The sequence below is a fragment of the Antribacter soli genome, assembly GCF_021568775.1.
Classification (GTDB): Bacteria; Actinomycetota; Actinomycetes; order Actinomycetales; family Cellulomonadaceae; genus Antribacter; species Antribacter soli.
In genome coordinates, this window is record NZ_JAKGSG010000005.1 from 38,328 (window position 1) to 61,029 (window position 22,702).

Annotated in this window: 18 protein-coding genes; 4 read left to right on the forward strand and 14 right to left on the reverse strand. The window is 73.2% G+C overall.

The annotated features are described in order from the left end of the window. The first annotated feature begins 135 nt into the window (after positions 1-135). Complete coding sequence (locus L1785_RS00715; protein WP_236087193.1) at positions 136-2,004, forward strand: heparinase II/III family protein; 1,869 nt, start codon at positions 136-138, stop codon at positions 2,002-2,004. After that, positions 2,001-3,185 carry a substrate-binding domain-containing protein gene (locus L1785_RS00720; protein ID WP_236087195.1) on the forward strand — a complete coding sequence of 395 codons (1,185 nt, stop codon included), beginning with the start codon at positions 2,001-2,003 and terminating at the stop codon, positions 3,183-3,185. The genes L1785_RS00715 and L1785_RS00720 overlap by 4 nt, the downstream gene beginning before the upstream one ends. Positions 3,186-3,201: 16 nt before the next feature. On the opposite strand, the gene L1785_RS00725 is transcribed toward L1785_RS00720, so the two are convergent. The 10 genes from L1785_RS00725 to L1785_RS00770 form a co-directional block, all read right to left on the reverse strand. After that, a complete protein-coding gene (locus L1785_RS00725) occupies positions 3,202-3,450 on the reverse strand; it encodes an SCO4226 family nickel-binding protein (RefSeq protein ID WP_236087196.1) in 249 nt (82 codons plus the stop codon). Positions 3,451-3,466: 16 nt separating this feature from the next. Then, positions 3,467-3,754, reverse strand: coding sequence for a cupin domain-containing protein (locus tag L1785_RS00730; protein WP_236087197.1), 288 nt, complete (start codon positions 3,752-3,754; stop codon positions 3,467-3,469). Between the two features lie 218 nt (positions 3,755-3,972). Continuing rightward, positions 3,973-5,511 (reverse strand): rhamnulokinase, encoded by a 1,539-nt coding sequence (locus L1785_RS00735; protein ID WP_236087198.1) that lies wholly within the window; start codon positions 5,509-5,511, stop codon positions 3,973-3,975. Beyond that, on the reverse strand, positions 5,508-7,622 hold the full coding sequence (locus tag L1785_RS00740; RefSeq protein ID WP_236087199.1) for a bifunctional aldolase/short-chain dehydrogenase: 2,115 nt from the start codon (positions 7,620-7,622) through the stop codon (positions 5,508-5,510). The genes L1785_RS00735 and L1785_RS00740 overlap by 4 nt, the downstream gene beginning before the upstream one ends. Then, positions 7,619-8,797, reverse strand: coding sequence for an L-rhamnose isomerase (gene rhaI / locus L1785_RS00745; protein WP_236087200.1), 1,179 nt, complete (start codon positions 8,795-8,797; stop codon positions 7,619-7,621). The genes L1785_RS00740 and rhaI overlap by 4 nt, the downstream gene beginning before the upstream one ends. A 152-nt stretch (positions 8,798-8,949) precedes the next feature. Further along, entirely contained in the window at positions 8,950-9,960 is a 1,011-nt protein-coding gene (gene rhaS, locus L1785_RS00750) for a rhamnose ABC transporter substrate-binding protein (protein ID WP_236087201.1), read from the reverse strand. 22 nt (positions 9,961-9,982) lie between these two features. Next, positions 9,983-11,014 carry an ABC transporter permease gene (locus L1785_RS00755; RefSeq protein WP_236087202.1) on the reverse strand — a complete coding sequence of 344 codons (1,032 nt, stop codon included), beginning with the start codon at positions 11,012-11,014 and terminating at the stop codon, positions 9,983-9,985. Further along, a complete protein-coding gene (locus tag L1785_RS00760) occupies positions 11,011-12,021 on the reverse strand; it encodes an ABC transporter permease (RefSeq protein ID WP_236087203.1) in 1,011 nt (336 codons plus the stop codon). Before L1785_RS00760 ends, L1785_RS00755 begins: the two co-directional genes overlap by 4 nt. Further along, positions 12,018-13,532: a sugar ABC transporter ATP-binding protein gene (locus L1785_RS00765; protein ID WP_236087204.1), complete on the reverse strand. Its 1,515-nt coding sequence runs from the start codon at positions 13,530-13,532 to the stop codon at positions 12,018-12,020. Before L1785_RS00765 ends, L1785_RS00760 begins: the two co-directional genes overlap by 4 nt. A 108-nt stretch (positions 13,533-13,640) precedes the next feature. Beyond that, entirely contained in the window at positions 13,641-14,012 is a 372-nt protein-coding gene (locus L1785_RS00770; RefSeq protein ID WP_236087205.1) for an L-rhamnose mutarotase, read from the reverse strand. Positions 14,013-14,109: 97 nt separating this feature from the next. On the opposite strand from L1785_RS00770, the gene L1785_RS00775 reads away from it, so the two are divergent. Both L1785_RS00775 and L1785_RS00780 read left to right on the forward strand, forming a co-directional pair. Beyond that, the gene (locus L1785_RS00775) at positions 14,110-15,132 is read left to right on the forward strand and encodes a LacI family DNA-binding transcriptional regulator (protein WP_236087206.1); all 1,023 of its coding nucleotides are present in this window, start codon (positions 14,110-14,112) and stop codon (positions 15,130-15,132) included. A gap of 55 nt (positions 15,133-15,187) precedes the next feature. Beyond that, complete coding sequence (locus L1785_RS00780; protein ID WP_236087207.1) at positions 15,188-17,257, forward strand: beta-galactosidase; 2,070 nt, start codon at positions 15,188-15,190, stop codon at positions 17,255-17,257. Positions 17,258-17,330: 73 nt separating this feature from the next. On the opposite strand, the gene L1785_RS00785 is transcribed toward L1785_RS00780, so the two are convergent. From L1785_RS00785 to L1785_RS00800, 4 genes are all read right to left on the reverse strand, one after another. After that, positions 17,331-18,290, reverse strand: a complete 960-nt coding sequence (locus tag L1785_RS00785; RefSeq protein WP_236087208.1) for a DUF6807 domain-containing protein — start codon at positions 18,288-18,290, stop codon at positions 17,331-17,333. Then, on the reverse strand, positions 18,287-19,399 hold the full coding sequence (locus L1785_RS00790; RefSeq protein WP_236087210.1) for a Gfo/Idh/MocA family protein: 1,113 nt from the start codon (positions 19,397-19,399) through the stop codon (positions 18,287-18,289). The genes L1785_RS00785 and L1785_RS00790 overlap by 4 nt, the downstream gene beginning before the upstream one ends. A gap of 149 nt (positions 19,400-19,548) precedes the next feature. Continuing rightward, on the reverse strand, positions 19,549-21,933 hold the full coding sequence (locus L1785_RS00795) for a rhamnogalacturonan lyase (RefSeq protein ID WP_236087212.1): 2,385 nt from the start codon (positions 21,931-21,933) through the stop codon (positions 19,549-19,551). 43 nt (positions 21,934-21,976) lie between these two features. Next, positions 21,977-22,702 carry a hypothetical protein gene (locus tag L1785_RS00800; protein ID WP_236087343.1) on the reverse strand — a complete coding sequence of 242 codons (726 nt, stop codon included), beginning with the start codon at positions 22,700-22,702 and terminating at the stop codon, positions 21,977-21,979.

Here is a 22,702-nt window from a genome sequence, read left to right on the forward strand (position 1 = left end):
GATCGGACATTTACGATCATCTGCGATCGGCCCTGGTGGAGTAAACCTCAATGAGTTCGCCAAGCGCAACCCCATTCGTACGTTACAGTTCAGCATCGGTCGCGATATGATCAGTTCCAATCAGAGGAGGACTGCATGACCGACGCAGCAGCGACGCTGCCCGTCCCCGACGTGACCGACCGCGCCCTGTGGGACGCACCCCGCGTCGCGTCCGCCCTCGCGCCGGTGCTCGCCCGCGCCGAGCAGGAGCTCGGCACGCCGTGGCCGCAGCCCCTCGCGAGCCAGTTCGCACGGTTCTTCCGCGACGGCGACCGCGCCGAGTACGAGGGGCACGTCGCCGCGCGCCACGAGCGCCTCACCCGCGCCACCCTCGCGGCGCTCCGCACGCAGGAGACCCGCTGGGTCGACGAGGTGGTCGACGGCGTGATCCTCCTGTGCGAGCAGTCCACCTGGTGCTGGGCCGCCCACGACGACACGTTCGCCCGCCACGGCTCCGTCACGCCCACCGTGACCGACCCGTACCTCGACCTCGGCGCCGGGGAGGTCGCCGCCCAGCTCGCCTGGGTCGACCACCTGCTCGGCCCCCTGCTCGACGCCCGCACCCCCGGCGTCCGCGAGCGCGTCCGCATCGAGACGGCCACCCGCGTGCTGCACCCGTTCACGGACCGCCGCGACTGGTGGTGGCTCGGCGTGGACCACCCGATCATGAACTGGAGCCCGTGGATCCAGGGCAACGTCCTCGCCGCGGCGCTCGTGCTCGAGCCGGACCGCGAGCGCCGCGACAGGGTCGTGGGGCTCGTCGCCGAGGGCCTCGACGCCTACTGGGCGTCGCTGCCCGCCGACGGCGGCGTCGACGAGGGTTACCACTACTGGTGGCAGGGCGCCGCCCGCGCCCTCGAGGCGCAGGACCTTCTGCGGTGGGCCACGGGCGCCGGACCGGGACCGGCCTCGCTCGCCGCGATCCGCGCCACCGTCGCGTTCCCGCACGGCATGCACCTCGGGGGCGACTGGTACGTCAACGTCGCCGACGGCCCCGCCCGCGCCGTCGCCGCCTGGCCGTGGAACGTGCTGCACGGGTGGGCCCTCCGCCTCGGCGACACCGCCGCGGCCCAGCACGCGGCCGCGTACCGCGACCGGCCGGAGATCCTCTTCGACGAGCGGTCCAGCCTTCCCCGGGCGGTGCTCCTGCTGGCCGACGCCGGATGGGCCGCCGCCCCGACCGCCTCACCTCCGTTCGTGGAGACGTTCGTGCTGCCGCACACCGAGGTCGCCCTCGCCCGGCAGCGCGCCGGGTCGCCCGACGGCATGGCCGTCGTCCTCAAGGGCGGGCACAACGACGAGAACCACAACCACGTGGACGTGGGTCAGGTGACGGTCACCCTGGACGGGGTGCCCGTCGTCGTCGACGCCGGGAAGCCGACCTACCGCGCGGGCACGTTCGGGCCCGACCGGTACGAGCAGTGGCCGATGCGCGGCGACTGGCACAACGTCCCCCGCGTGCGCGGCGTGGAGCAGCCGCCGGGCCGTGAGCACGCGGCGCGGGGGTTCGGGGCCGCGACGGACGGTCCCCGGTGGACTGCGCACGTCGACCTGGCCGGCGCCTATCCCGTGCCCGGGCTCGAGCGCTGGTGGCGCGAGGTCACGCTGGACCGGTCGGCGGGCGAGGGCTCGGGCGCGGTCACCGTGACCGACACCTGGTCCTTCGGCGCTACGGTGCACCCGGGCGGTCCGGCGTCGGGCACCGTGTGGCACTGGCTGCTCGCCGGCGACGTCGCCCTCGGCGACGGACGCGCGACCGCGCGCCACGGCGGGCGCCCGCTCCTGCTGGAGTGGGACGCTTCGCGCGTGGAGGCGCGGCTCGACGTCCAGGAGCTCGACGACCCGGCCCTGCGCGACGTGTGGGGCCCCCGCCTCACCCGGCTCGGGCTCGCCCTGCGCGACGAGCGGCCGACCGGGACGTTCTGCGTGACCATGAGCCCTACCGAGACCGAGGAGACCCCGTGACCGCCGAGTCGACCCTGCTGCCGAGCGAGCGCCGGGCACGGCTCGTCGCCGAGCTGCGCGCGAACGGGTCGGCCCGCGTGACCGACCTCGCCCGCACGCTCGGCGTCACGCCCGTGACCGTCCGGCGCGACCTGCTGCAGCTCGCCCAGGAGGGCGTCCTGGAGAAGGTGCACGGCGGGGCGCGGCTGCCCGCCACGGACGAGGCCGACACCGGCCCGGCGCGCGCCGGCACGCCCGCGGCGGGGCTGGGAGCGGGGCCCGGGGCGGCCGACGCAGGCCCGGGCGGCGTCGGGCGGGGTCTGCGCACCATCGGCATGGTCGTGCCCTCGCTGGACTACTACTGGCCCGAGGTGATCCGCGGGGCACGCACGACCGCCCCCGGCGCCGGGGTGCGGATCATCCTGCGCGGCTCCTCGTACGAGGCGGGCGAGGTGCGGCGGCAGGTCGCCGCGCTCGTCGGAGGCGCCGGGTCCGGCGTCGACGGGGTGCTCGTCGCTCCGCCGACCGAGGGCGACGAGGGCACCGAGCTCGCCCTGTGGCTGTCGACGCTCGAGGTGCCCGTGGTGCTCATGGAGCGGCGCGCGACCGTCGGCCCGTACCAGGAGCACCTCGAGTCGGTCGTGACGGACCACGCGCTCGGCGCGGGCCTCGCCGTGCGGCACCTCGCCGCCGAGGGGCACCGGCGCATCGGGCTCGTGACGACGCGCTACTCCCCCACCAGCCGGGGCGTGCGGCAGGGCTGGCAGGAGACGGTCGAGACGCTGGGACTGGACCGCGACGTGCCGGACCTCGCGACCGTCAACCACTCCGAGGCCGCGTGGGCGAAGGACGTGGGGCGGATCCTCGACGCCTGCCGGCCAGGGCCGGGCGGCCCCGGGACGAGCGGCGCGACCGCCCTGCTGGTGCACTCCGACCCGGAGGCGATCTCGCTGGCGCAGCGCGCGCAGGAACGCGGCCTGCGGATCCCCCAGGACCTGGCGATCGTCGCGTACGACGACGAGGTCGCCGCCCTGGCCGACCCTCCGATCACGGCGATCCGGCCGCCGAAGTCGACGATCGGCGCCACGGCGGTGGAGCTGCTGGCCCGGCGGATCGAGCAGGGCCGCGACCGCCCGGTGCACCGGGTCCTGCTCAGCCCGCGCCTGATCGTCCGGGCCTCGAGCGTGACACCCCGGCACTAGGCGAGCCGCTCTCCGGCTAGACCTCCACCGGGACCGGGTAGACCTCGGTCGCCGGGTGGCCGGTGCGCTCGTGGATGCGCTTGACCGCCTCGGCGCTGGGCGCCTCCGAGACACACCAGACCATCCCGGACTCCGGGTCACCCCACGCTTTCTGGAAGTCGACCCCCTCGTCGTCCTGGATGTCGAGGTCCGCCTGGTGTGCGGCTTTCAAGCCCTCTGAGGTGATTCCGTGCATCCCGTGGTGAACGTCCATGAACTTGGGCATGGCGAGAACCTCCTGATCAGTGCTGGGCGGTGGCGTACGTGGGAGACGCCCCGAAGTCGACGACGACGCACGGCTCGTCACCGACGGTCCAGGCATCGTGGCCAGGATCGATGTGCACGACGTCGTTGGGTGCGGCCTCGGCCTCTGACCCGTCGTTCATGACGATGTGCATCCGCCCCGAGAGCACGTAGAGGAAGTGGGGGGACTGGCAGCTGTCCCCGCCCACGATGGGACGGACGTGCTCCGACCACCGCCAGCCAGGTTCGAATGTCCCCTTGAGCACCGAGCTGTCGGCGATTCTCACGACCTGCGCCCCGCCCTTGGCCGCGAACGGCCGGACGTCATCAGGCGCGTCGAAACTCTTTGACTCCAGCCCAGCCATCGCGGGCCCCCTCGATCGTCGTTGACCGCTTGATGCCTTCCACGGTACGCCGGTGGTCGTCACCGGCATCCGGAAGATTTCGCGTCCGCGGGAGGGAGGGGAGACCCCTGGTCCGCCGGCCCCGGGCATCGTGCTGAGCCCTAGACCCGGATCCGGACCTGGCCCTTCGGGGCGTAGCGGCGCAGCTCCGTGCTCGCCACGACGACGCGGCGCAGGTCGGCAAGGTCCGTGCCGTCCCCGAGCACCCCGGCGGCCCTGGCCTGGACCAGCACGTTGCCGAGCGCCGTCGCCTCGACGGGTCCGGCGATCACGGGCAACCCGGTCGCCTCCGCGGTGAGCCGGCACAACAGGTCGTTCTGCGCCCCGCCGCCCACGACGTGCACCGCCTCGACCTCGACCCCCGCGAGCGCCGAGGCCTGCGCGATCACGCGCGCGTACGCCGCCGCGAGCGAGTCGAGCACCACCCGCGCGAGCGCGGCCCGGGACCCCGGCGCGGAGCCCCCGGCGCGCACGACGGCGTCGGCCACCCGCCGCGGCATGTCGCCGGGCGCGAGCAGCTCCTGGCCGTCGACGTCGATCAGCACACCCGACCGTGGCTCGGCCCGCGCGGCGTCGAGCAGGGCCGCGAGGTCGACGGACTCACCGTTGGCCTCCCAGTGCCGGACGCACTCGTCGAGCACCCACAGGCCCATGACGTTGCGCAGGTACCGCACCGTCCCGTCGAGCCCGAGCTCGTTGGTGAAGTTCGCCTCGCGCGACGCCTCGATGAGCACCGGCCGGGGCAGCTCGAGCCCGACGAGCGACCACGTCCCCGACGAGATGTACGCGGCGGCCCCCGGCGTCGCGGCCCCGAGCGGCGCCGCCGCCACCGCGGACGCCGTGTCGTGCGACGCGACGGCGTACACGGTCACCGCCCCCAGGCCGGTCGCCTCCTGAACAGCAGCGGCCAGCGGTCCGACGACGGCGCCCGGCTCCACGAGGTCGGCCAGCCTCGCGCGCAGCTCGCCGAGCTCCGGGTACTCCCCCGCGAGCCGTGCGAGCAGGACGTGGGACCAGTCGCGGGTGCGGGCGTCGAGCAGCCCGGTCGTGGAGGCGTTGGTGACCTCCGTGACCGCCCGGCCCGTCAGCCAGTACGACACGAGGTCGGGCACCAGCAGCAGCCGGTCCGCGGCGGCCCAGGCGGCGTCCGCCCGGCCGGCCACGAGCTGGAACTCCGTGGTGAACGGCAGCGTCTGCAGCCCGTTGACGGCGTAGTGCTCCTCCGCCGGGATGCGCTCGTACACGGCCTCTGGCACTCCGGCGAACCGCTCGTCGCGGTAGCACCACGGCGCGGCGAGCAGGCGCCCGTCGCCGTCGAGCAGCCCGTGGTCCACCGCCCAGGAGTCCACCCCGATACCGCGGATCTCCACGCCGAGGCGCTCGGCCTGCCGCGCTGCGCCGCGCAGCGCGGCCGCGATCCCGCGCCACAGCGCGAGCACGTCCCACCGCAGCTCCCAGCCCGACGCGCCGCCCGGGACGGCCACCGGTCCGTTCCCGAACCGGCCGCACTCGACGAGCTCCACGCGGCCGGGTCCGGGGTCGGCCGGACCGTCAGGACCGGGGCGGACCACGCCGAGCATGACGCGACCGCTGGTGGCGCCGAGGTCGATCGCCACGAACCCGGGCGGTGGCACGTTCATCGCAGGAACGCCGCGGCGACGCCCGCGTCCACGGGCACGTGCAGTCCGGTGGTGTGCGAGAAGTCCGACGAGCACAGCGCGAAGACCGCGGCAGCCACGTTCTCCGGCAGGACCTCCCGCTTGAGGAGGGTGCGCTGGGCGTAGAACTCGCCGAGCTTCTCCTCCGGCACGCCGTACACGGCGGCCCGGTTGGCGCCCCAGCCGGACGCGAAGATGCCGGACCCGCGCACCACGCCGTCGGGATTCACACCGTTCACACGGATCCCGTACTGCCCCAGCTCGGCGGCCAGCAGGCGCACCTGGTGCGCCTGGTCGGCCTTGGTGGCGGAGTAGGCGATGTTGTTCGGCCCGGCGAAGACAGAGTTCTTCGAGGAGATGTAGACGATGTCGCCGCCCATCTCCTGGGCGACGAGGATGCGGGCAGCCTCGCGCGACACGAGGAAGGAGCCCTTCGCCATGACGTCGTGCTGCAGGTCCCAGTCGGCCTCGGTGGTCTCGAACAGAGTCTTCGACAGGGACAGGCCGGCGTTGTTGACGACGAGGTCCACGCCGCCGAACGCGAGGACGGCCTCGCGCAGGGCGGCCTGCACGGCGGCCTCGCTCGACACGTCCGCGGCGACGCCGACCGCCACGTCCGCGCTGCCGATCTCGGCGGCGGCGGCCTGCGCCCTGGCGAGGTCGAGGTCGGCGACGACGACGCACGCGCCCTCGGCCGCGAGCCGCGTCGCGATCGCCTTGCCGATGCCGGAGGCGGCGCCGGTCACGAACGCGACCCGCGTGGCGAGCGGCTTCGGCTTCGGCAGGCGCTGCAGCTTCGCCTCCTCGAGCGCCCAGTACTCGATGCGGAACTTCTCCGCCTCGGGGATCGGGGCGTAGGTGGAGATCGTCTCGGCGCCGCGCATCACGTTGATCGCGTTGACGTAGAACTCCCCGGCCACGCGCGCGGTCTGCTTGTCCCTGCCGAACGAGAACATCCCCACGCCCGGCACCAGGACGATCGCCGGGTCGGCGCCGCGCATCGCGGGCGGCTCCTCGCCACGCCCGCGCGCGGCCGCGGCCCCGCGCTCGTAGTACGCGGCGTAGTCGGCGCGGTAGGCCTCGTGGGCCTCGCGGAGCGCGACGACGGTCTCCTCGACCGACGCCGAGGCGGGCACGTCGACGACGAGCGGCTTCACCTTGGTGCGCAGGAAGTGGTCAGGGCAGGAGGTGCCGAGCTCGGCGAGGGCACGGAGCCGCTCGCGGGCGACGAGGTCGAGCACCACCTCGGAGTCGGTGAAGTGCCCGACCTGGGGCGCGTCCACGGAGGCGAGCCCCCGGACGACCGGCGCGAGCGCCGCGGCGCGCGCCCGGCGCTCGGCCTCGGGGAGTGCCTCGTAACCCCGGCGCACGTCACCGAACGGGTGGGCCCCCAGGGAGCGGGCCCGGGCCGCGATGAACTCCTCGGCCTTGCGGATGATCGCCAGCGACCGCTGCTCCACCTCGTCGGACGTGCCGCCCCACGCGGTGATGCCGTGCCCGCCCAGGATGCACCCGATCGCCTGCGGATTCGCCGCCTTGACGGCCGCGATGTCGAGGCCGAGCTGGAAGCCGGGCCGGCGCCACGGCACCCAGACGACCTCGTCGCCGAAGATCTCGGCGGTCAGCGCCTCGCCGTCTGCGGCGGTCGCGAGCGCGATGCCGGCGTCGGGGTGCAGGTGGTCCACGTGCGCAGCGTCCACGAGGCCGTGCATGGCCGTGTCGATGGACGGCGCCGCGCCGCCCCGCCCGTGCAGGCAGTAGTCGAACGCGGCGACCATCTCGTCCTCGCGTTCCTCCCCCGGGTACACGTCCACGAGGGAGCGCAGCCGGTCGAGCCGCAGCACGGCGAGGTTCTGCTCGGTCAGGGTGCCGAGGTCGCCGCCCGACCCCTTGACCCAGAGCAGCTCCACGTCGCGGCCGGTCACGGGATCCACGGCGACGCCCTCGGCCGAGGTGTTGCCGCCCGCGTAATTGGTCACCCGGGGGTCGGAACCCAGCCGGTTCGACCGGCCCACCAGGGCCGCGACGACGTCGTCGGCCGTGCCGCCGGTGCCCCGCGCGCGCTGCGGCGTGGTGCTCGTGCTTGTGCTCATGCTCCCCACCCTGCCTGTGCGCCGCCCACCCGCTCGGCGGCGATCTTGTCCGCATAGCCCGAGGCGGCGTAGGCCGCCATCGGGTCGGCCGCGAGGCCCATCTCCTCGCGCAGCGTCGCGAGCAGCGGCCGCACGTCGGTGTCATAGGCGTCCATCAGGACGCCGTGCGCGCCGAGCACGTCGCCGGCCTGCTGCGCCGCCAGGAGCGCATCGGCGTCGACGAGCAGCGCCTTCGTGGTGGCCTCCTGCACGTTCATCACCGACCGGATCTGGCCGGGGATCTTCGGCTCGATGTTGTGGCACTGGTCGAGCATGAAGCTGACGCCCGACGCCGGGTCGAGCGCCCCCGCCTGCACGATCTCGTGCATGATCCGGAAGAGCTGGAAGGGGTCGGCGGCACCGACCATGAGGTCGTCGTCGGCGTAGAAGCGCGAGTTGAAGTCGAACGCACCGAGCCGGCCCTGGCGCAGGAGCTGCGCCACGATGAACTCGATGTTGGTGCCGGGCGCGTGGTGGCCCGTGTCGAGCACCACGGAGGCGCGGTCGCCGAGCGCGAGGCAGTGCAGCAGCGACGTGCCCCAGTCCGGCACGTCGGTGATGTAGAACGCCGGCTCGAAGAACTTGTACTCGAGCACCATGTGCTGGTCCTCGTCGAGCGCCCCGTAGACCTCGGCGAGCGACTCCGCGAGACGGTCCTGCCGCCCGCGGATCGAGTCCTGGCCCGGGTAGTTGAGGCCGTCGGCGAGCCAGACCTTGAGGTGGCTCGACCCGGTGGCGCGCATGACGTCGATGCACTGCTTGTGGTGGTCGATCGCCTTGCGGCGGACCCTCTTGTCCGGGTGGGTCAGCGAGCCGAGCATGAAGTCGTCGTCCTGGAAGACGTTCGAGTTGATCATGCCGATGCTCACGCCCAGGCCGGCCGCGTGCCGGGCCAGGTCGGAGAAGTCGTCGACGAGGTCCCACGGGATGTGCAGGCTCACCCGCGGGGCGACGCCCGTGTACAGGTTCACCTGGGCCGCGTCGGCGATCTTCTCGTACGGGTCCCGCGGCACGCCCTGCTGGGCGAAGACCTTGAAGCGGGTGCCGGAGTTCCCGAACGCCCACGACGGCAGCTCGATCGTCTGCCGGCGCAGTGCAGCCTTGGCCGCCTCGACCGTCTTCGTTGATGCCGTCATGGGAGTCCTTTCTCTCGGCGCGTCGAGCGCGCCAGCACGCGCACCGGTGAGCGTGGGTTCTGGTTCAGGTTCTGGTGATGAAACGATTCAAGACGAGCGTAGGACGCGGCTCCTGGCCAGTCAAGCAGCCGCGTCCCCGCTCGGACGGGACGTCAGAAGTCGAAGTCGCCGATGTTGCTCGCGTCGAACACGAACGGGTCGCCGAGCAGCACCACGCCGTCCTCGCCGACGGTGAACTCGCCGAGCCGGCCCGCCTCGAACGTCTCGCCGGGCGCACCTGTGATGGTGCCGTCGACGAGCGCGCTCGCCGCGTAGGCGGCGAGATAGCCCAGGTCACCCGGGTTCCACAGCGCGAACGCCGTGACGGTTCCGTCCTCGACGTACTCCCGCATCTGGTTGGGCGTACCGAGGCCCGTCACCGCGACCTTGCCCTTGAACTCCGACGTCGAGACGTAGCGGGCGGCCGCGGCGACACCCACCGTCGTGGGCGAGACGATGCCCTTCAGGTCCGGGTGCGCCTGCAGCAGCGCGGCCGTCTTGTCGAACGAGGCCTGGTCGTCGTCGTCGCCGTACGCGATCTCGACGAGCTCGATGTCGGGGTAGTCGGACGCGAGCTGGGCCTCCATGAGCTCGATCCACGCGTTCTGGTTGGTGGCGTTGGCCGACGCCGACAGGATCGCGATCTCGCCCGACCCTCCGATCTGCTCCGAGATCAGCTCGAGCTGCTTCGAGGCGATGCCCTCCGCGGTCGCCTGGTTGACGAAGATGTCCCGGAACTCCGGGTCGGTGTCGGAGTCGAACGTGACCACCTTGGTCCCCGCGGCGCGGGCCTCGTCCAGCGCGTCGCCGATCGCCCGCGGGTCGTTGGCCGACACGACGAGGGCGGCGACCCCCTGCTGCGCCGACGTGTTGATGAACGGCACCTGCGAGTCGGGGGTGCTCGTCTCCGGGCCGACCTCCTCGAGGGCCAGCCCCAGCTCACCGGCGGCCTCCTCGGCACCGCTCGTCGAGGTCTCGAAATACGGGTTGCCGAGGTTCTTCGGCAACATGGTGACGGTGACGCCGTCGCCACCGCCCGCATCGTCCGCGGCCCCTCCGCAGGCGGTGAGGGCCAGGGCGGCACCAGCGGCGACGAGCACCGCAACACTCCGTGAGAACTTCATCGTCCTTCTCTCCTCTAGCTGGTTACTGGACCGACGGCGAAGCCGCCGGGAGACTCGTCGACGGCGGGCGGGCCGGGCGCCTCGCCCGGATCGCTGCGACCACCCGTGGTGACACCACGGACAGCACCAGGAGCACGCCGATCACGATGTTGATGAGATTGACCGTGACGCCCTCCAGGCGCAGCGCGCTGGAGAGGACACCGATCATGAGCACCCCGGCGACGACGCCGTGCACCGCGCCCCGGCCGCCGAAGATGGAGACGCCGCCCAGCAGGACGGCCGCGATGACCTGCAGCTCCAGGCCCGTCGCGTTGTCGCCCCGGGCGCTGCCGTAACGGAGCGTGTAGTAGACGCCGGCGAGCGCCGACACGAAGCCCGACAGGACGAACAGCACCAGGAGCGTGCGCCGGGTGGCGACCCCGGAGAACCGGGCCGCCTCCTTGGACCGGCCCATGTCGAACACGTTCCGGCCGAAGGCCGTCCCGTGCAGCAGTACGGCGAACACCGCGACGGCGGCGACGAGCAGCACCGTCACCGACGGGAACGGCGTGCCGCCCAGCGTCGCCCGCGCCGCCTGCGTCCAGTTCCGCGGGAAGTCGGTCACCGCGGCGGTCCCGAGCAGGCCGACGGCCAGGCCGCGGAACAACGCCAGCGTGCCGATCGTGACCGCGAGGGACGGCAGCCCGAGATACGCCACGAGCACCCCGTTCACCACCCCGCACAGCGCGCCCGCCACGGCAGCGCCCGCCACGGCAGCGGGCAGCGGCACGCCCGCCTGGTGCAGGAGGCCGAACAGCACGCTGGACAGCCCGACGACCGAGGCCACCGAGAGGTCGATCTCGCCCGTCACCACGATCGCCGTCATGGGGAGCGCCACGAGCAGCACCGGCGTGATGTCCAGGATGAGGTAGGTGATCGTCAGCGGGCCGTCGAAGCCGCGCACGCTCGCGGTGGCGACGGACCACACCACGACGAGAAGGGCAATCGTCGCCGCCTCGCGGGTGAGCAGCGCTCGCCGCCACAGCGGGCTGCCGTGGGCAGGGACCGTGGTCATCGGGCCACCTCCTGGGGGTTACGGACGTCCCGCGCCCGCGCGAGCGCGCGGGCGCGCCGGTCGGCCAGGACGCGGTCGAGCACGATGGCCGTGATGATCAGGACGCCCACGACGGCGCGCTGCCAGAAATCGGGGACGCCGACCACGGGCAAGGCCCGGTTGATCGTGACGAGCAGCACGGCGCCGGTGGCCGCGCCGAGCACGGTCCCGCTCCCGCCGAAGATGGCGACGCCACCCACGACGACGGCTCCCACGACGGTCAGCTCGAGGCCGGTCCCGGCGCCGGAGCTGACCGTGCCGTACCGCGCGGCGAACATGACGCCCGCCAGCCCCGCGAGCGCCCCGCAGGCCACGAAGGCGGTGAGGATCCGACGCCGGACGGGGAGCCCGTACAGCACTGCCGCGTCGGGGTCGGAGCCGATCGCGTAGAGCTGCCGCCCGGCCCGCGAGGTGTGCAGGTAGTGGGCCGCGACCGCGAGCACGAGGACCGCGACGATCGCGAGCACCGGGACGCCCAGGACCTGCCGCACCCCGAGGTCGAGGAAGGCGTGGGGCATGTCGGAGGCGTCGATCCGGTCGCTGCCCGCCCAGGTGAGGACCAGGCCGCGGTAGGCGTACAGGGTGCCGAGCGTGACGACGAGGGCCGGCACCCGGGCGAACGCGACGACGACGCCGTTGACCAGGCCGAGCACCGCCCCCGCGGCGACGGCCGCCGCGACGACGAGCACGACCGGCAGGTCGGGGGCCGCCGCGAACAGCGTGCCCGTGAGGTACGCGCACAGGCCCAGCACCGAGCCCACAGACAGGTCGACGTTCCGGGTGACGACGACGATCGCCTGGCCAACGGCGAGCACGGCCACCAGCGACGGCGTGAGCAGCAGGTCGCGCCACCCTCCGGCGCTCAGGAGGAAGCCCGGCTGCAGCACCGTCGTCCCGGCGACGACCAGGACGAGGACGAGCGCGACCGCCGCCTCGCGCGAGCGCAGCGCGGCGCCGACGGCCCTCACGACGCGGCCCCGACCGTCGCGGCGCGCATCACGCGCTCGGGCGTGGCGTCCGCACGGTCCAGCTCGGCGGTGATGCGCCCCTCGCGCACCACGAGGACGCGGTCGGCCATGCCAAGAACCTCCGGCAGCTCGGACGAGATCATGAGAACGGCGAGGCCTTCGGCGGCCAGCCCGGAGAGCAGCCGGTGCACCTCGGCCTTCGTCGCGACGTCGATGCCGCGCGTCGGCTCGTCGACGATCAGCAGGCGCGGTCCCGTGGCGAGCCACTTGGCGAGCACCACCTTCTGCTGGTTGCCGCCGCTCATCGTCGCGGCGAGCATGTCGAGGGCCGCGGTGCGGACCTCGAGGCGCCCGGTCCACTCGGCCGCCCGGGCGTTCTCCCGGGCGGTGGACAGCAGGCCGAGCCGGCTGATCCGGCGTCGGACCACCGCCGTCATGTTCTGCGCGACGGTGGACTGCGGGACCAGGCCCTGGAGGCGCCGGTCCTCCGGCACGAGCGCCATCCCGGCGTCGACGGCCGCGGCGGGGTCACCGGGGCGCAGGGGCCGGCCGAGCACGCGGACGGTGCCGGCGTCGTAACGGTCGACGCCGAAGACCGCGCGGGCGATCTCGCTGCGCCCCGCCCCGACCAGTCCCGCGAGGCCGACGATCTCGCCGGCCCGGACGTCGAACGAGACGCCGTGGAAGGTTCCGGCCCGTTCCAGGCCGCGCACCTCGAGCACGACGTCGCCCGGGGTCGACGGGACCTTGGGGAAGAGGTCGGTCACCTCGCGGCCGACCATGCGGGTCACCACCTCGTCCACGCTCGTCGCGGCGACCGGGTCGGTGGACACGTGGGCGCCGTCGCGCATGACGGTGATCGTGTCGCACAGGCCGAAGACCTCGTCGAAGCGATGGGAGATGAACACCACGCCACGTCCCTCGTCGCGCAGGCCGCGTGCGACGGCGAACAGGCGCTCGACCTCGACGCCGCTGAGGGCGGCGGTGGGCTCGTCCATGATGAGCAGGCCGGCGTCGAGCGAGATCGCCTTCGCGATCTCCACGAGCTGCTGGTCGGCGATGGACAGGCCGGCCGCCGGGCGGTCGGGGTCGATGTCGACGCCGAGCCTGCCGAAGAGCTCGTGGGCGTGGGCGCGCATGGCGCGGCGGTCGATCCGGCGCAGCCGGTCGAGCGGTTCGGAGCCCAGGAAGAGGTTCTCCATGACCGGCAGGTCGCCGAAGAGCGTGGGCTCCTGGTAGATCACGGCGACGCCGGCCGCCTTGGCCTCGGCGGTCGTCCGGAAGTCGGCCGGGACGCCCCCGAGCTCGAACGTGCCGCCGTCCCGGCGGTGCACGCCCGCGACGACCTTGACGAGCGTGGACTTGCCCGCGCCGTTCTCGCCGACGAGGGCGTGGATCGACCCTGGTTCGACCACGATGGTGCCGGAGCGGAGTGCGACAACCGGCCCGAAGGCCTTGCGCACGCCTTCCAGGCGCAGGACTGGTGTGGACATGGTGCTCCGTGTCGTCATTGGCACAGCGTTGAAACGATAAAACGCGAGGGTAGACCTGCGCGCCGAACGCGTCAATGCCCTGTCACCTATGTCCCACTACCCGCAGCGTTCCGCCGTTCTTGCGGGCTACCGGCGCGTCGGCAGACCCGCCGCCTCGAGCTGGCCCTCTAGGAAGAAGACCTCGTCAAGGATGACAAAACCCTCGTCTGGATTGCCCTCGTCCGCGAAGAATCCGCTCATCGCTGCCTGCCAGCGCGCGTTCACCTCGGTGGCGGCCATGCCGGCCTGGGCCGCGTCGTAGTCGTCGGTCTCCAGGATCCCGACCAGCAGGCCGTCGCCCCGTAGGTACAGGTGGTAGTCGCGCCAGCCCGTGTCGCGGAGCGCCTCGAGCATCTCCGGCCACACGGCGGCGTGTGCTGCGCGATAATCGTTCAAACGGTCCGCGCGCACCTGGGACGTGAAGCAGACACGCCCCTGTCGGGGGGAGGTTCCGGTCATCGTCGACCCTCTCTCGTCGGCACAACACGGCGTCGCCGTGCTGAAACGGTTCATAATGTAACCGTGGCTGGGGTTACCCGGCACGAAGGGAGGACCCATGACCATCCCGACCGCCCGCCGTCGGGCATCGATCGCCGACGTGGCCCGTATCGCCGGCGTCTCCGTGGGCACCGTGTCGAACGTGCTCAACCGGCCCGAGCGGGTCCTGCCCGCCACGCGCGAACGCGTCGAGGTCGCCATCGAGCAGCTCGCCTTCGTCCGGAACGGCTCCGCACGCCAGCTCCGCGCGGGCACCATCACGACCGTCGGCGCCATCGTGCTCGACCTGTCGAACCCGTTCTTCACCGACGTCGTGCGGGGCATCGAGCACCGGCTCGAGCTGGACAGCTACACGGCGATGGTCGCCAGCTCCGACGACGACCCGGCACGCGAGCACCGGTACCTGCGGCTCTTCGAGGAGCACGGCGTGCTGGGAGTCATGGTGGTCCCGGCCACCGACGAGATCTCGCACCTGCTCACGCTCCGGGAGCGCGGCGTGGGCGTGGTCCTCCTGGACCGGCCGTCGCCCGTTCCGGACCTGTCGTCGGTCGCGGTGGACGACGTGCTCGGTGGCGAGCTCGCCGCTCGGCACCTCCTGGAGCAGGGGCACACCCGGATCACGTTCCTCAACGGCCCGCACTACATCCGCCAGTGCGCCGACCGGCACGCCGGCGTGGTGCGCGCCCTGGAGGCGGCCGGGCTCGACCCGGCCGAGGCGCTCGTCGAGGTGACCGTCCCGGAGCTCAACGCCGACGGCGGCGAGGCGGGGATCCGCACCCTCCTCGAACGGGGCGACCGGCCCAGCGCCGTGTTCTGCGTCAACGACCTCACCGCGCTCGGCGCCCTGCGGACGCTGCGCCGCGAGGGCATCTCGGTGCCCGACGACGTGGCGCTCGTCGGGTACGACGACGTCACGTTCGCCGCGGAGCTCGCCACCCCGCTCACGTCGGTGCGCCAGCCCACGCACCAGCTCGGCGAGCGCGCGGCCGACCTGCTGCTGCGGCCACCCGGCTCGCCTGCCGAGCAGGTCGTGTTCGAGCCGGAGCTCGTGGTGCGGGAGTCGTCGACGCGGGCGGCGTGAGCGCCCTTTGAACCGATTCAGCCCCAGGGGTCCGAATCGTGCGAGACTGACGCGCATGCGACGACGCACCACCGACGGCGGCTTCGACGCCGCGCAGGTCCGCCCCTGGAACGACGGCCTCGACGGCCTCGCCTACGGCGGCGACTACAACCCCGAGCAGTGGCCGCTGGACGTGCAGCTCGAGGACATCGAGCTCATGCGCGAGGCAGGCGTCAACCTGCTCAGCGTGGCGATCTTCTCCTGGGCCACCATCGAGCCTCGCGAGGGCGAGCTGGACTGGACCTGGCTCGACGCCACGCTCGACCGGCTCCACGAGGCGGGGATCCGCGTGGCCCTCGCCACCGCGACGGCCTCCCCGCCGCCGTGGCTCACCCGCAAGCACCCCGAGATCCTGCCGCGCCTCGCCGACGGGACGGTGCTGCACCAGGGCGGGCGGCAGTCCTACTCCGTGACGCACCCGGTGCACCGTGACTACGCACTGGCCATGGCCGGGCGCATCGCCGAGCAGTACCGCGACCATCCGGCGCTGGCGCTGTGGCACGTCGACAACGAGATCGGCTGCCACGTGCCGCGCGACTACTCCGACGCCGCCGCTGCGGCGTTCCGGGTCTGGCTCGCCGAGCGTTACGGCACCGTGGAGGCGCTCAACGAGGCGTGGGGCACGGCGTTCTGGTCGCAGCGCTACGGCTCGTTCGACGACGTGCTGCCGCCGCTGGTGGCACCCGCGCACGCCAACCCCACGCAGCAGCTCGACTTCGACAGGTTCTCGTCGGACTCCCTGCTGGACTACTACCGCGACCTGCGCGACACCCTCCGCGCCATCACGCCGCACGTGCCCACCACGACCAACCTCATGGCGTCCACCGGCACCAAGGGCATGGACTACTTCTCATGGGCTCCTGAGCTCGACGTGGTGGCCAACGACCACTACACCGCCTCGGCCGACCGCGAGCGTCACGTGGAGCTGGCGTTCTCCGCCGACCTCACGCGCGGCATCGCGGGCGGTGCGCCGTGGATCCTCATGGAGCACTCCACCGGGGCCGTGAACTGGCAGCCACGCAACCGGGCCAAGGCGCCCGGCGAGCTGCTGCGCAACTCCCTGGCGCACGTGGCGCGCGGCGCGGACGCGGTGATGTTCTTCCAGTGGCGGGCCTCGAAGGCGGGCGCCGAGAAGTACCACTCCGGGATGGTCCCGCACGCCGGCACGGGCACCGACCTCTGGCGTTCCGTCGTCGAGCTCGGGCAGGCCCTGCGCGCCCTGGGCGAGGTGCGGGGGTCTCGCGTCCGGTCGCGCGCCGCCCTGGTGATGGACTACCCCGCCTGGTGGGCCTCGGAGCTGGACTCCCACCCCACGGCGGACGTGCGCTACACGGACCAGCTGCTCGCCTGGTACCGGGAGCTGTGGCGGCTCGGCGTCACGGTGGACGTCGTGCCGCCGACCGGTGCGCTGGACGCGTACGACCTGGTGGTGGTGCCCACGCTGTACGTGGTCACGGACGAGGGGGCCGCCAACGTGGCGGCCGCGGCCGAGCGGGGCGCCACCGTGGTGGTGACCTACTTCTCGGGCATCGTCGACGAGTTCGACCACGTCCGCCTCGGCGGCTACCCCGGCGCGTTCCGCGACCTGCTGGGCGTGCGCACCGAGGAGTTCTTCCCGCTCCTCGAGGACGAGGCGGTGCGGGTCTCCGGGTCGCTCGGCGCCTTCACCGCCGACCTGTGGACGGAGAAGTCGTCGGTGGCACCCGGGGTGGAGGTCCTCGCGGCGTACGACGACGGACCCCTGCCCGCCCGGCCTGCGCTCACCCGGCGGGCCGTGCCCGGCGGCGGATCCGCCTGGTACGTGGCGACCCGGCTCGAGGCGGAGGGGGTCGCGGCCGTGGCCCGGGCGGCGGCGGCAGAGGCCGGCGTGCTGCCCGGCGCGCCGGCCACCGAGGTGGACGGGCTCGAGCTCGTGCGTCGCTGGTCCGACGACGGCACGCGCTCCTGGCTGTTCGCGATCAACCACACCGACGCCGAGGTAGGGCTGGCCGAGGCCGGTACGGAGCTGCTCACGGGCGCGGAGGTGGAGAAGCTGACGGTCCCGCCGGGCGGAGTCCGCGTGCTGCGCCAGGACCTGCCGAGATAGTCGCTCTGTCGGACGGAGCGACTATCTCGGCGAACCAAACGCGCCGAGATTGTCGCCCCGTCGGACGGCCTGACTACCTCGCAGACCGGGACCCGAGCGCCGCCGCCGCGAGCGCCGCCAGCTTCTCGCCGCGGGCCACGTCCGACTCGCCGTCCGCGACCACGACGGCGTACTCGAACGTCAGCGTCTCGCCCGGCCCGAACGGCACCTCCTCGCTGAACGCCGGCGCCGGGCACAGCACCGCGAACGGCACGGACCGCACGAACCACTGCGGTACGCCGCCGGGGTTCGCACCGCCGTCGACGATGAGCACCGTCGAGGTCCCGGACCCGGCGGCGTAACCGTCGTGCCGTCCGACGAACCCCATCCAGGCGAACCTCTCGCCGCGCGCCACCTCGGCGTCACCGGCGAACCCGGGCGCGATCACCGTCCCCTCGGTGAACGACCGCGGCCCGCGCCAGAACAGCCCGCCGTAGCCGGCGTTCTCCCGCCCGCTGGTGGTGGGGCTGCCGAGATCGAGCGGCCCGTCGGTCACGTTCGTCAGCTCGGACCGCCAGGTGAGCACCCAGGCGTCGTCATCCACCACCGTGACCGCCACCGTCCGCTCCTCCCTGACGACCACGTCGCCCGGCTTGTCGTCAACCGGGGGCGTCCGCCAGGCAAGCTGCTCGATGAAGCCGTTGAAACCGGGCATCCAGTTCACGAGCGTGGTGAACGCCTCGTGGTCCATCGACCCGTCGTTCCCCAGGTCCTGGTACCCGACGTCCCGCACGTAGGTCGGCCCGCCCCAGAAGTTCCACGGACCCACGTTCGGCAGCGACAGGGCGAGCCCCTTGTGCCAGATGTGGTCCCAGGGCCGGAAGTTCGTGACGAGGTCGCCGGCGAGGGTCCGCATCGGGTGCAGGTAGGGCCGCGGGCTCTCGTACTGCGCGTCCGTCGGCAGGTAGGCGTACGTGAAGAGCTCGCCCGACCCGTCCGGGGCGTCGATGAGCCGGAAGGTCAGGCGGGCTCCGTCGTCGGACACCTGGATCATGCGAAGACCTCCTTGACCGGGGCCCAGGCCGGGCCCGTGCCCCGCATGGACGTGTAGAACGGGTCGCCCGGACCGATCTCGCCGGCCTTCACGGGCGCGCCCGTGAAGGCCGAGCGGTAGATCGCGGCGGCGAGCTCGAGGGTGCCGCGCGCGTCGGCGACGGTGATGGGCGGGGCCTCGCCGGCGGCGAACGCCCGGTAGGTGGGCAGCAGCTGTGCGAGGTGCCCGGACGGCAGCGCCGCCGGGTCCGCGCTCCACAGAGCGGCCGCGTCCTCGTGCCCGGGGGCGGGCGTGAAGGTCCAGTCGTCGTCCGTGTAGCCGTAGAGGTGGGACACCTCGATCGTGGCGGCTTCGGTGTCGAAGCGCAGGTCGGAGGTCTCGCGCGGAGAGAGCAGGGAGTTGGTCACGGACGCCATCGCGCCGGACTCGAACCGGACCAGCGCCATGGAGACGTCCTCCGTGTCGACCTCGCGGGCGAGGCGGCCGGCCATCGCGGTCACCTCGGACCATGGGCCGAGCATGGCCAGCAGCAGGTCGAACTGGTGAATTCCGTGGCCCATCGTCGGGCCGCCGCCCTCCGTCTCCCAGCGCCCGCGCCACGGCACCTCGAAGTACGCCGGTGCCCGGAACCACAGCGTGTCGCACGTGGCGACGTACGCGCGGCCCAGCTCGCCGGAGTCGAGGAGGCGACGAAGCTGCCGCGCCCCGTGGCCGAACCGGTGCTGCACGATCTGCGTGAACCGTGCCCCGCCCGGCGCCTGCGCCTCGGCGGCTGCGATCGCGTCGATCTCAGCCAGCGACAGCACCGCCGGCTTCTCCACCACCACGTGCACGCCCGCGCGCAGCGCCGCCACGGCGGCCGGTGCATGGACCGACGGCGGAGTGCACACGTGGACCGCGTCCACCTCGCCGGCCTCCAGCAGCGCCTCCAGCGACGTGCCGTGGTGGGGGACGCCGTACTGGTCGGCGAAGGCCTGCGCCCGCCCCGCGTCGATGTCGACCACGTGCGTCACCTGCGCCTGCGGCGCGTCGTCGCGCCCCGCAAGCCCGGCGATCGCTTCCGCGTGCGCGCCGGCGATGCCACCGGCGCCCAGGATCGTCACCCTCATACCTGCTCCGTCCTCGTCGACGTCGTACCGTCCGGCCCGGGGGCCGGTCGAATCGTTTCTTCCCCTGACCTTACCCGCCGTGCCGAGGTGATGGAAAGCCCTTTCCCGCGCCTTCCCGCCCGCTGCCGACGCGCCAACCGTCAGTCCCGTCAGCCCCGGCAGCCCTCCGCCGCGCACCCGTTTCCGGAAAGGCCCCGGTCCGCGCACGGGTGCGGGTAGCGGCCCGCCGGGACCGGCACCTGACGGAAGTCGGTGTCGGATGCCAGGTAGAACCCGGGGTACGACGGCTGGTTGTACGTCGTCTGCTGCCGCGCCACCTCGACCCGGTACTGCGGGTCGTGGAGCAGGGTGAACATCTTGATGTCGGTCACCTCGGTGGACAGGTGGATGCGGATCGCCGAGCTGTCCGCGGTCCGGACGAGGACCTCCTCGCGCCAGTCGCCAAGGACGTCGGCGACGAGCGACGGGTTGCCCTTGGTGTAGTTGTTCGTCAGCGTCCCGCCGAGGGTCCGCAGGACCCCACGCGACCGGTCCACGATCCTCGGGGTCACGTCGATCGCCCCGTCGACGATCTGGGTCGTGCCGTCGGCGGCCCAGCGGACGGACTGGTTGGTGCCCATCGTCGCCGGCGACAGGAGCGCACCGGTGGCGCTGAGCGTCCCGGAACCCTCGGTCCCGTTCGGCATGGACGCCCACACCTCGATGCCGGGAACCGCCGGGTCCACGTCGCCGATCATGGCGCGGCCCGTGTCGCGGCCCGAGTACGACCCGAAGAGCACCTCGCCGGTCGCGGCATCGCGCATCGCCGAGCCGAAGGGCGCCCACACGCCGCCCTCGTGCGCCGTCCAGATCTCGAGCCCGGGACGCGCCGGGTCGATGTCCGTCACGTGCATGGCGTCGCCGTGGCCGAGCCGCGCAACGGTCCCGGGGGCGGCGCTCTGCGGCGGCATCTCGGCGAACGACGAGTACAGCAGCGACCCGTCATCGTCCAGCGTCGCGGAGCCGTAGACGATCTCCTGCTTCCCGTCGCCGTCCGCGTCGGCCGCCGACAGCGAGTGGTCGCCCTGCGTGGTCAGCGTCCCCCACTCGGGCGACGTGCCGTCGCGCCCGTGCGGGCCGTCGTCGAACGGGTTGGTCATGGGCACCCAGCCGCTGTCCGCGAACCACCGCCGGGACAGGTGCTCGCCGTCCCAGTCGTAGGCAGCCACGGTCGACCGCGTGTAGTAGCCACGCGCGAACACGGCCGACGGGCGCGACCCGTCCAGGTACGCCACGCCCGACAGGAACCGGTCCACGCGGTTGCCCGGCTCGATGCGGGCCATCGCGTAGTCGCCCCACATCAGGCCGTCGTCGGTGCGTCCGGGCTCGTACCGGACGGTCTCGAGCTCGGCACCCGTGGCCCCCTCGAACACCGTGAGGTACTCCGGCCCGTCGAGCACGAACCCGTTGAAGTTCCGCAGCTGGTTGCGCGTGGAGCGCGCCGGCGCGTAGACGTCGACGAAGTGGTCCACCGCCTCGGTGGCCGAGGCCGCCGACAGCGGGTACGTCCACCGTGGCTCGATGCCCCACGCCTCCTCGAGCGTGGCGGGCCACCGCCCGGCCATGACCTCCGGGTGGGTGGTCCAGCCCTGGAAGACGCCGGCGAGCCGCTGCGCGTACTGCGCGGCCGACAGCCGGTGGTCGTCGGTGTTCGAGTACCCCGCGGCAACGTCGTCGGGCAGCATCGTGACGAAGTCCTCGGACGCCACCGACCCGTCCTGGGCGAACCGCACCGTCTTCGTTCCTGGCGCCGTCTTGAGCATGATCTCGGCGCGACCGTCGCCGTCGAAGTCGTAGACGAGGAACTGCGTGTAGTGGGCGCCGGCCCGGATGTTGGGGCCGAGGTCGAACCGGTAGAGCAGCGTGCCGTCCGCCTCGTACGCGTCGAGGTAGACCGTGCCGGTGTACCCCACCTGCGACACGTCCTTCGAGTTGGACGGGTCCCACTTGACCACGTACTCGAGGGCGCCGTCGCCGTCGAGGTCTCCCACGCTCAGGTCGTTGGCGCTGTACGTGTACGCCTCGCCCACCGGCGTGACCCCGTCCGCCGGCTTCTGCAGCGGCAGCTCGGTGTACCCGGTGGCCCAGGGAGTCACGGAGGCCGCGCGTCCGACGGCGTGGTCGCGGCCCACGGGCTTCACGGTGTAGGTGTCGCTGCCGTCGCCGGCCGCGTCGAGGTAGTTGGTCGAGCCGGTGACCGTGGCGACCTTCTCGTCACCCCGGTACACGTGGAACGTGGTGCCGGTGACGCCGTCGGCGGTCGCGCCGCTGACCTCGGCGGCCAGGAGCCGCCAGCTCAGGAACACCCCCTCCGGCGTCGTCGCGGCCACGAGACCGCGGTCGAGCCGCTCGAGCTGGACGGTTGCGGCGCCGTCGCCGCTGCCCGACGACGTCGCGGCCGGTCCGGCCACGGCACTCGCCGACGTGAGCCCCAGGCAGGCGGCCGCCGCTGTCGCGACGAGCACCGGCCGGAGGCGGGGTTGCGGGGAAAACATCGTCGTACTCCCTTCGCGGGTACTTCCGCCGGGGCGCAGCGCGCTACCCGGCGGCTGGGCGCTCGCGCGGGCGGGCTTCGACGCCCACCACCGCGAGACAGATCAGGCCGCCCGCGATCACCGCGAGCGGCAGCAGCATCCAGACGAGGGTCGCTGCCAGTCCCAGGGCGACTCCAAGGAGCAGCGACCCGGTGAGGTCGTCCGTCGCCGTCCGGGCCGCCGCACGGGCCGCCGCACGGGCTGTCCGGGCCGCCCGGGAGAGGTGGGGGGGGGGGGGGGGCCCACCCCCCCCCCCCCCCCCCCGCCCCCCCCCCCCCCCCCCCCCCCCCCCCCCCCCCCCCCCCCCCCCCCCCTCCCCCGGTCGACCCTCGTAGGTCGTCTCACCCTCCGCGTCGCTCCACGACCCGGCCACCCGCAGCACGACGACGGCGGCGGCCACCACCGCGAGCCACGTCACCACACGGACCGAGCCGGCTCCCGGGAGTGCGCCGGTCTCCGTCAAGGCCGTGTTCACGACGCCGACCACCACGCCAACCGGGAGCAGCAGGCCCAGGACCCACAGCGCCCGCACCGCCGCCCACCAGTCGCCGGCGAAGCGGGCGACGCCCGTCCCGCCACCCGCCACGTGGCGGCGCAGGTGCGCCACGCCCGCCGCGACCGACGGGACCGCCGTGATCACGCCCAGGCTGCCGACGGCCACGAGCAGGCCGACGAGCAGCGTCTCGCCGAAGAGCTCGAAGCCGCGGCCGGGCCGCAGGGATCGCGCCAC

Coding starts and splice junctions, on each gene's coding strand:
- L1785_RS00715 (WP_236087193.1), top strand. CDS start 136: ATGACCGACGCAGCAGCGACGCTGCCCGTCCCCGACGTGACCGACCGC.
- L1785_RS00725 (WP_236087196.1), bottom strand. CDS start 3,450: ATGCCCAAGTTCATGGACGTTCACCACGGGATGCACGGAATCACCTCA.
- L1785_RS00735 (WP_236087198.1), bottom strand. CDS start 5,511: ATGAACGTGCCACCGCCCGGGTTCGTGGCGATCGACCTCGGCGCCACC.
- L1785_RS00740 (WP_236087199.1), bottom strand. CDS start 7,622: ATGAGCACAAGCACGAGCACCACGCCGCAGCGCGCGCGGGGCACCGGC.
- rhaI (WP_236087200.1), bottom strand. CDS start 8,797: ATGACGGCATCAACGAAGACGGTCGAGGCGGCCAAGGCTGCACTGCGC.
- rhaS (WP_236087201.1), bottom strand. CDS start 9,960: ATGAAGTTCTCACGGAGTGTTGCGGTGCTCGTCGCCGCTGGTGCCGCC.
- L1785_RS00755 (WP_236087202.1), bottom strand. CDS start 11,014: ATGACCACGGTCCCTGCCCACGGCAGCCCGCTGTGGCGGCGAGCGCTG.
- L1785_RS00765 (WP_236087204.1), bottom strand. CDS start 13,532: ATGACGACACGGAGCACCATGTCCACACCAGTCCTGCGCCTGGAAGGC.
- L1785_RS00770 (WP_236087205.1), bottom strand. CDS start 14,012: ATGACCGGAACCTCCCCCCGACAGGGGCGTGTCTGCTTCACGTCCCAG.
- L1785_RS00775 (WP_236087206.1), top strand. CDS start 14,110: ATGACCATCCCGACCGCCCGCCGTCGGGCATCGATCGCCGACGTGGCC.
- L1785_RS00780 (WP_236087207.1), top strand. CDS start 15,188: ATGCGACGACGCACCACCGACGGCGGCTTCGACGCCGCGCAGGTCCGC.
- L1785_RS00785 (WP_236087208.1), bottom strand. CDS start 18,290: ATGATCCAGGTGTCCGACGACGGAGCCCGCCTGACCTTCCGGCTCATC.
- L1785_RS00790 (WP_236087210.1), bottom strand. CDS start 19,399: ATGAGGGTGACGATCCTGGGCGCCGGTGGCATCGCCGGCGCGCACGCG.
- L1785_RS00795 (WP_236087212.1), bottom strand. CDS start 21,933: ATGTTTTCCCCGCAACCCCGCCTCCGGCCGGTGCTCGTCGCGACAGCG.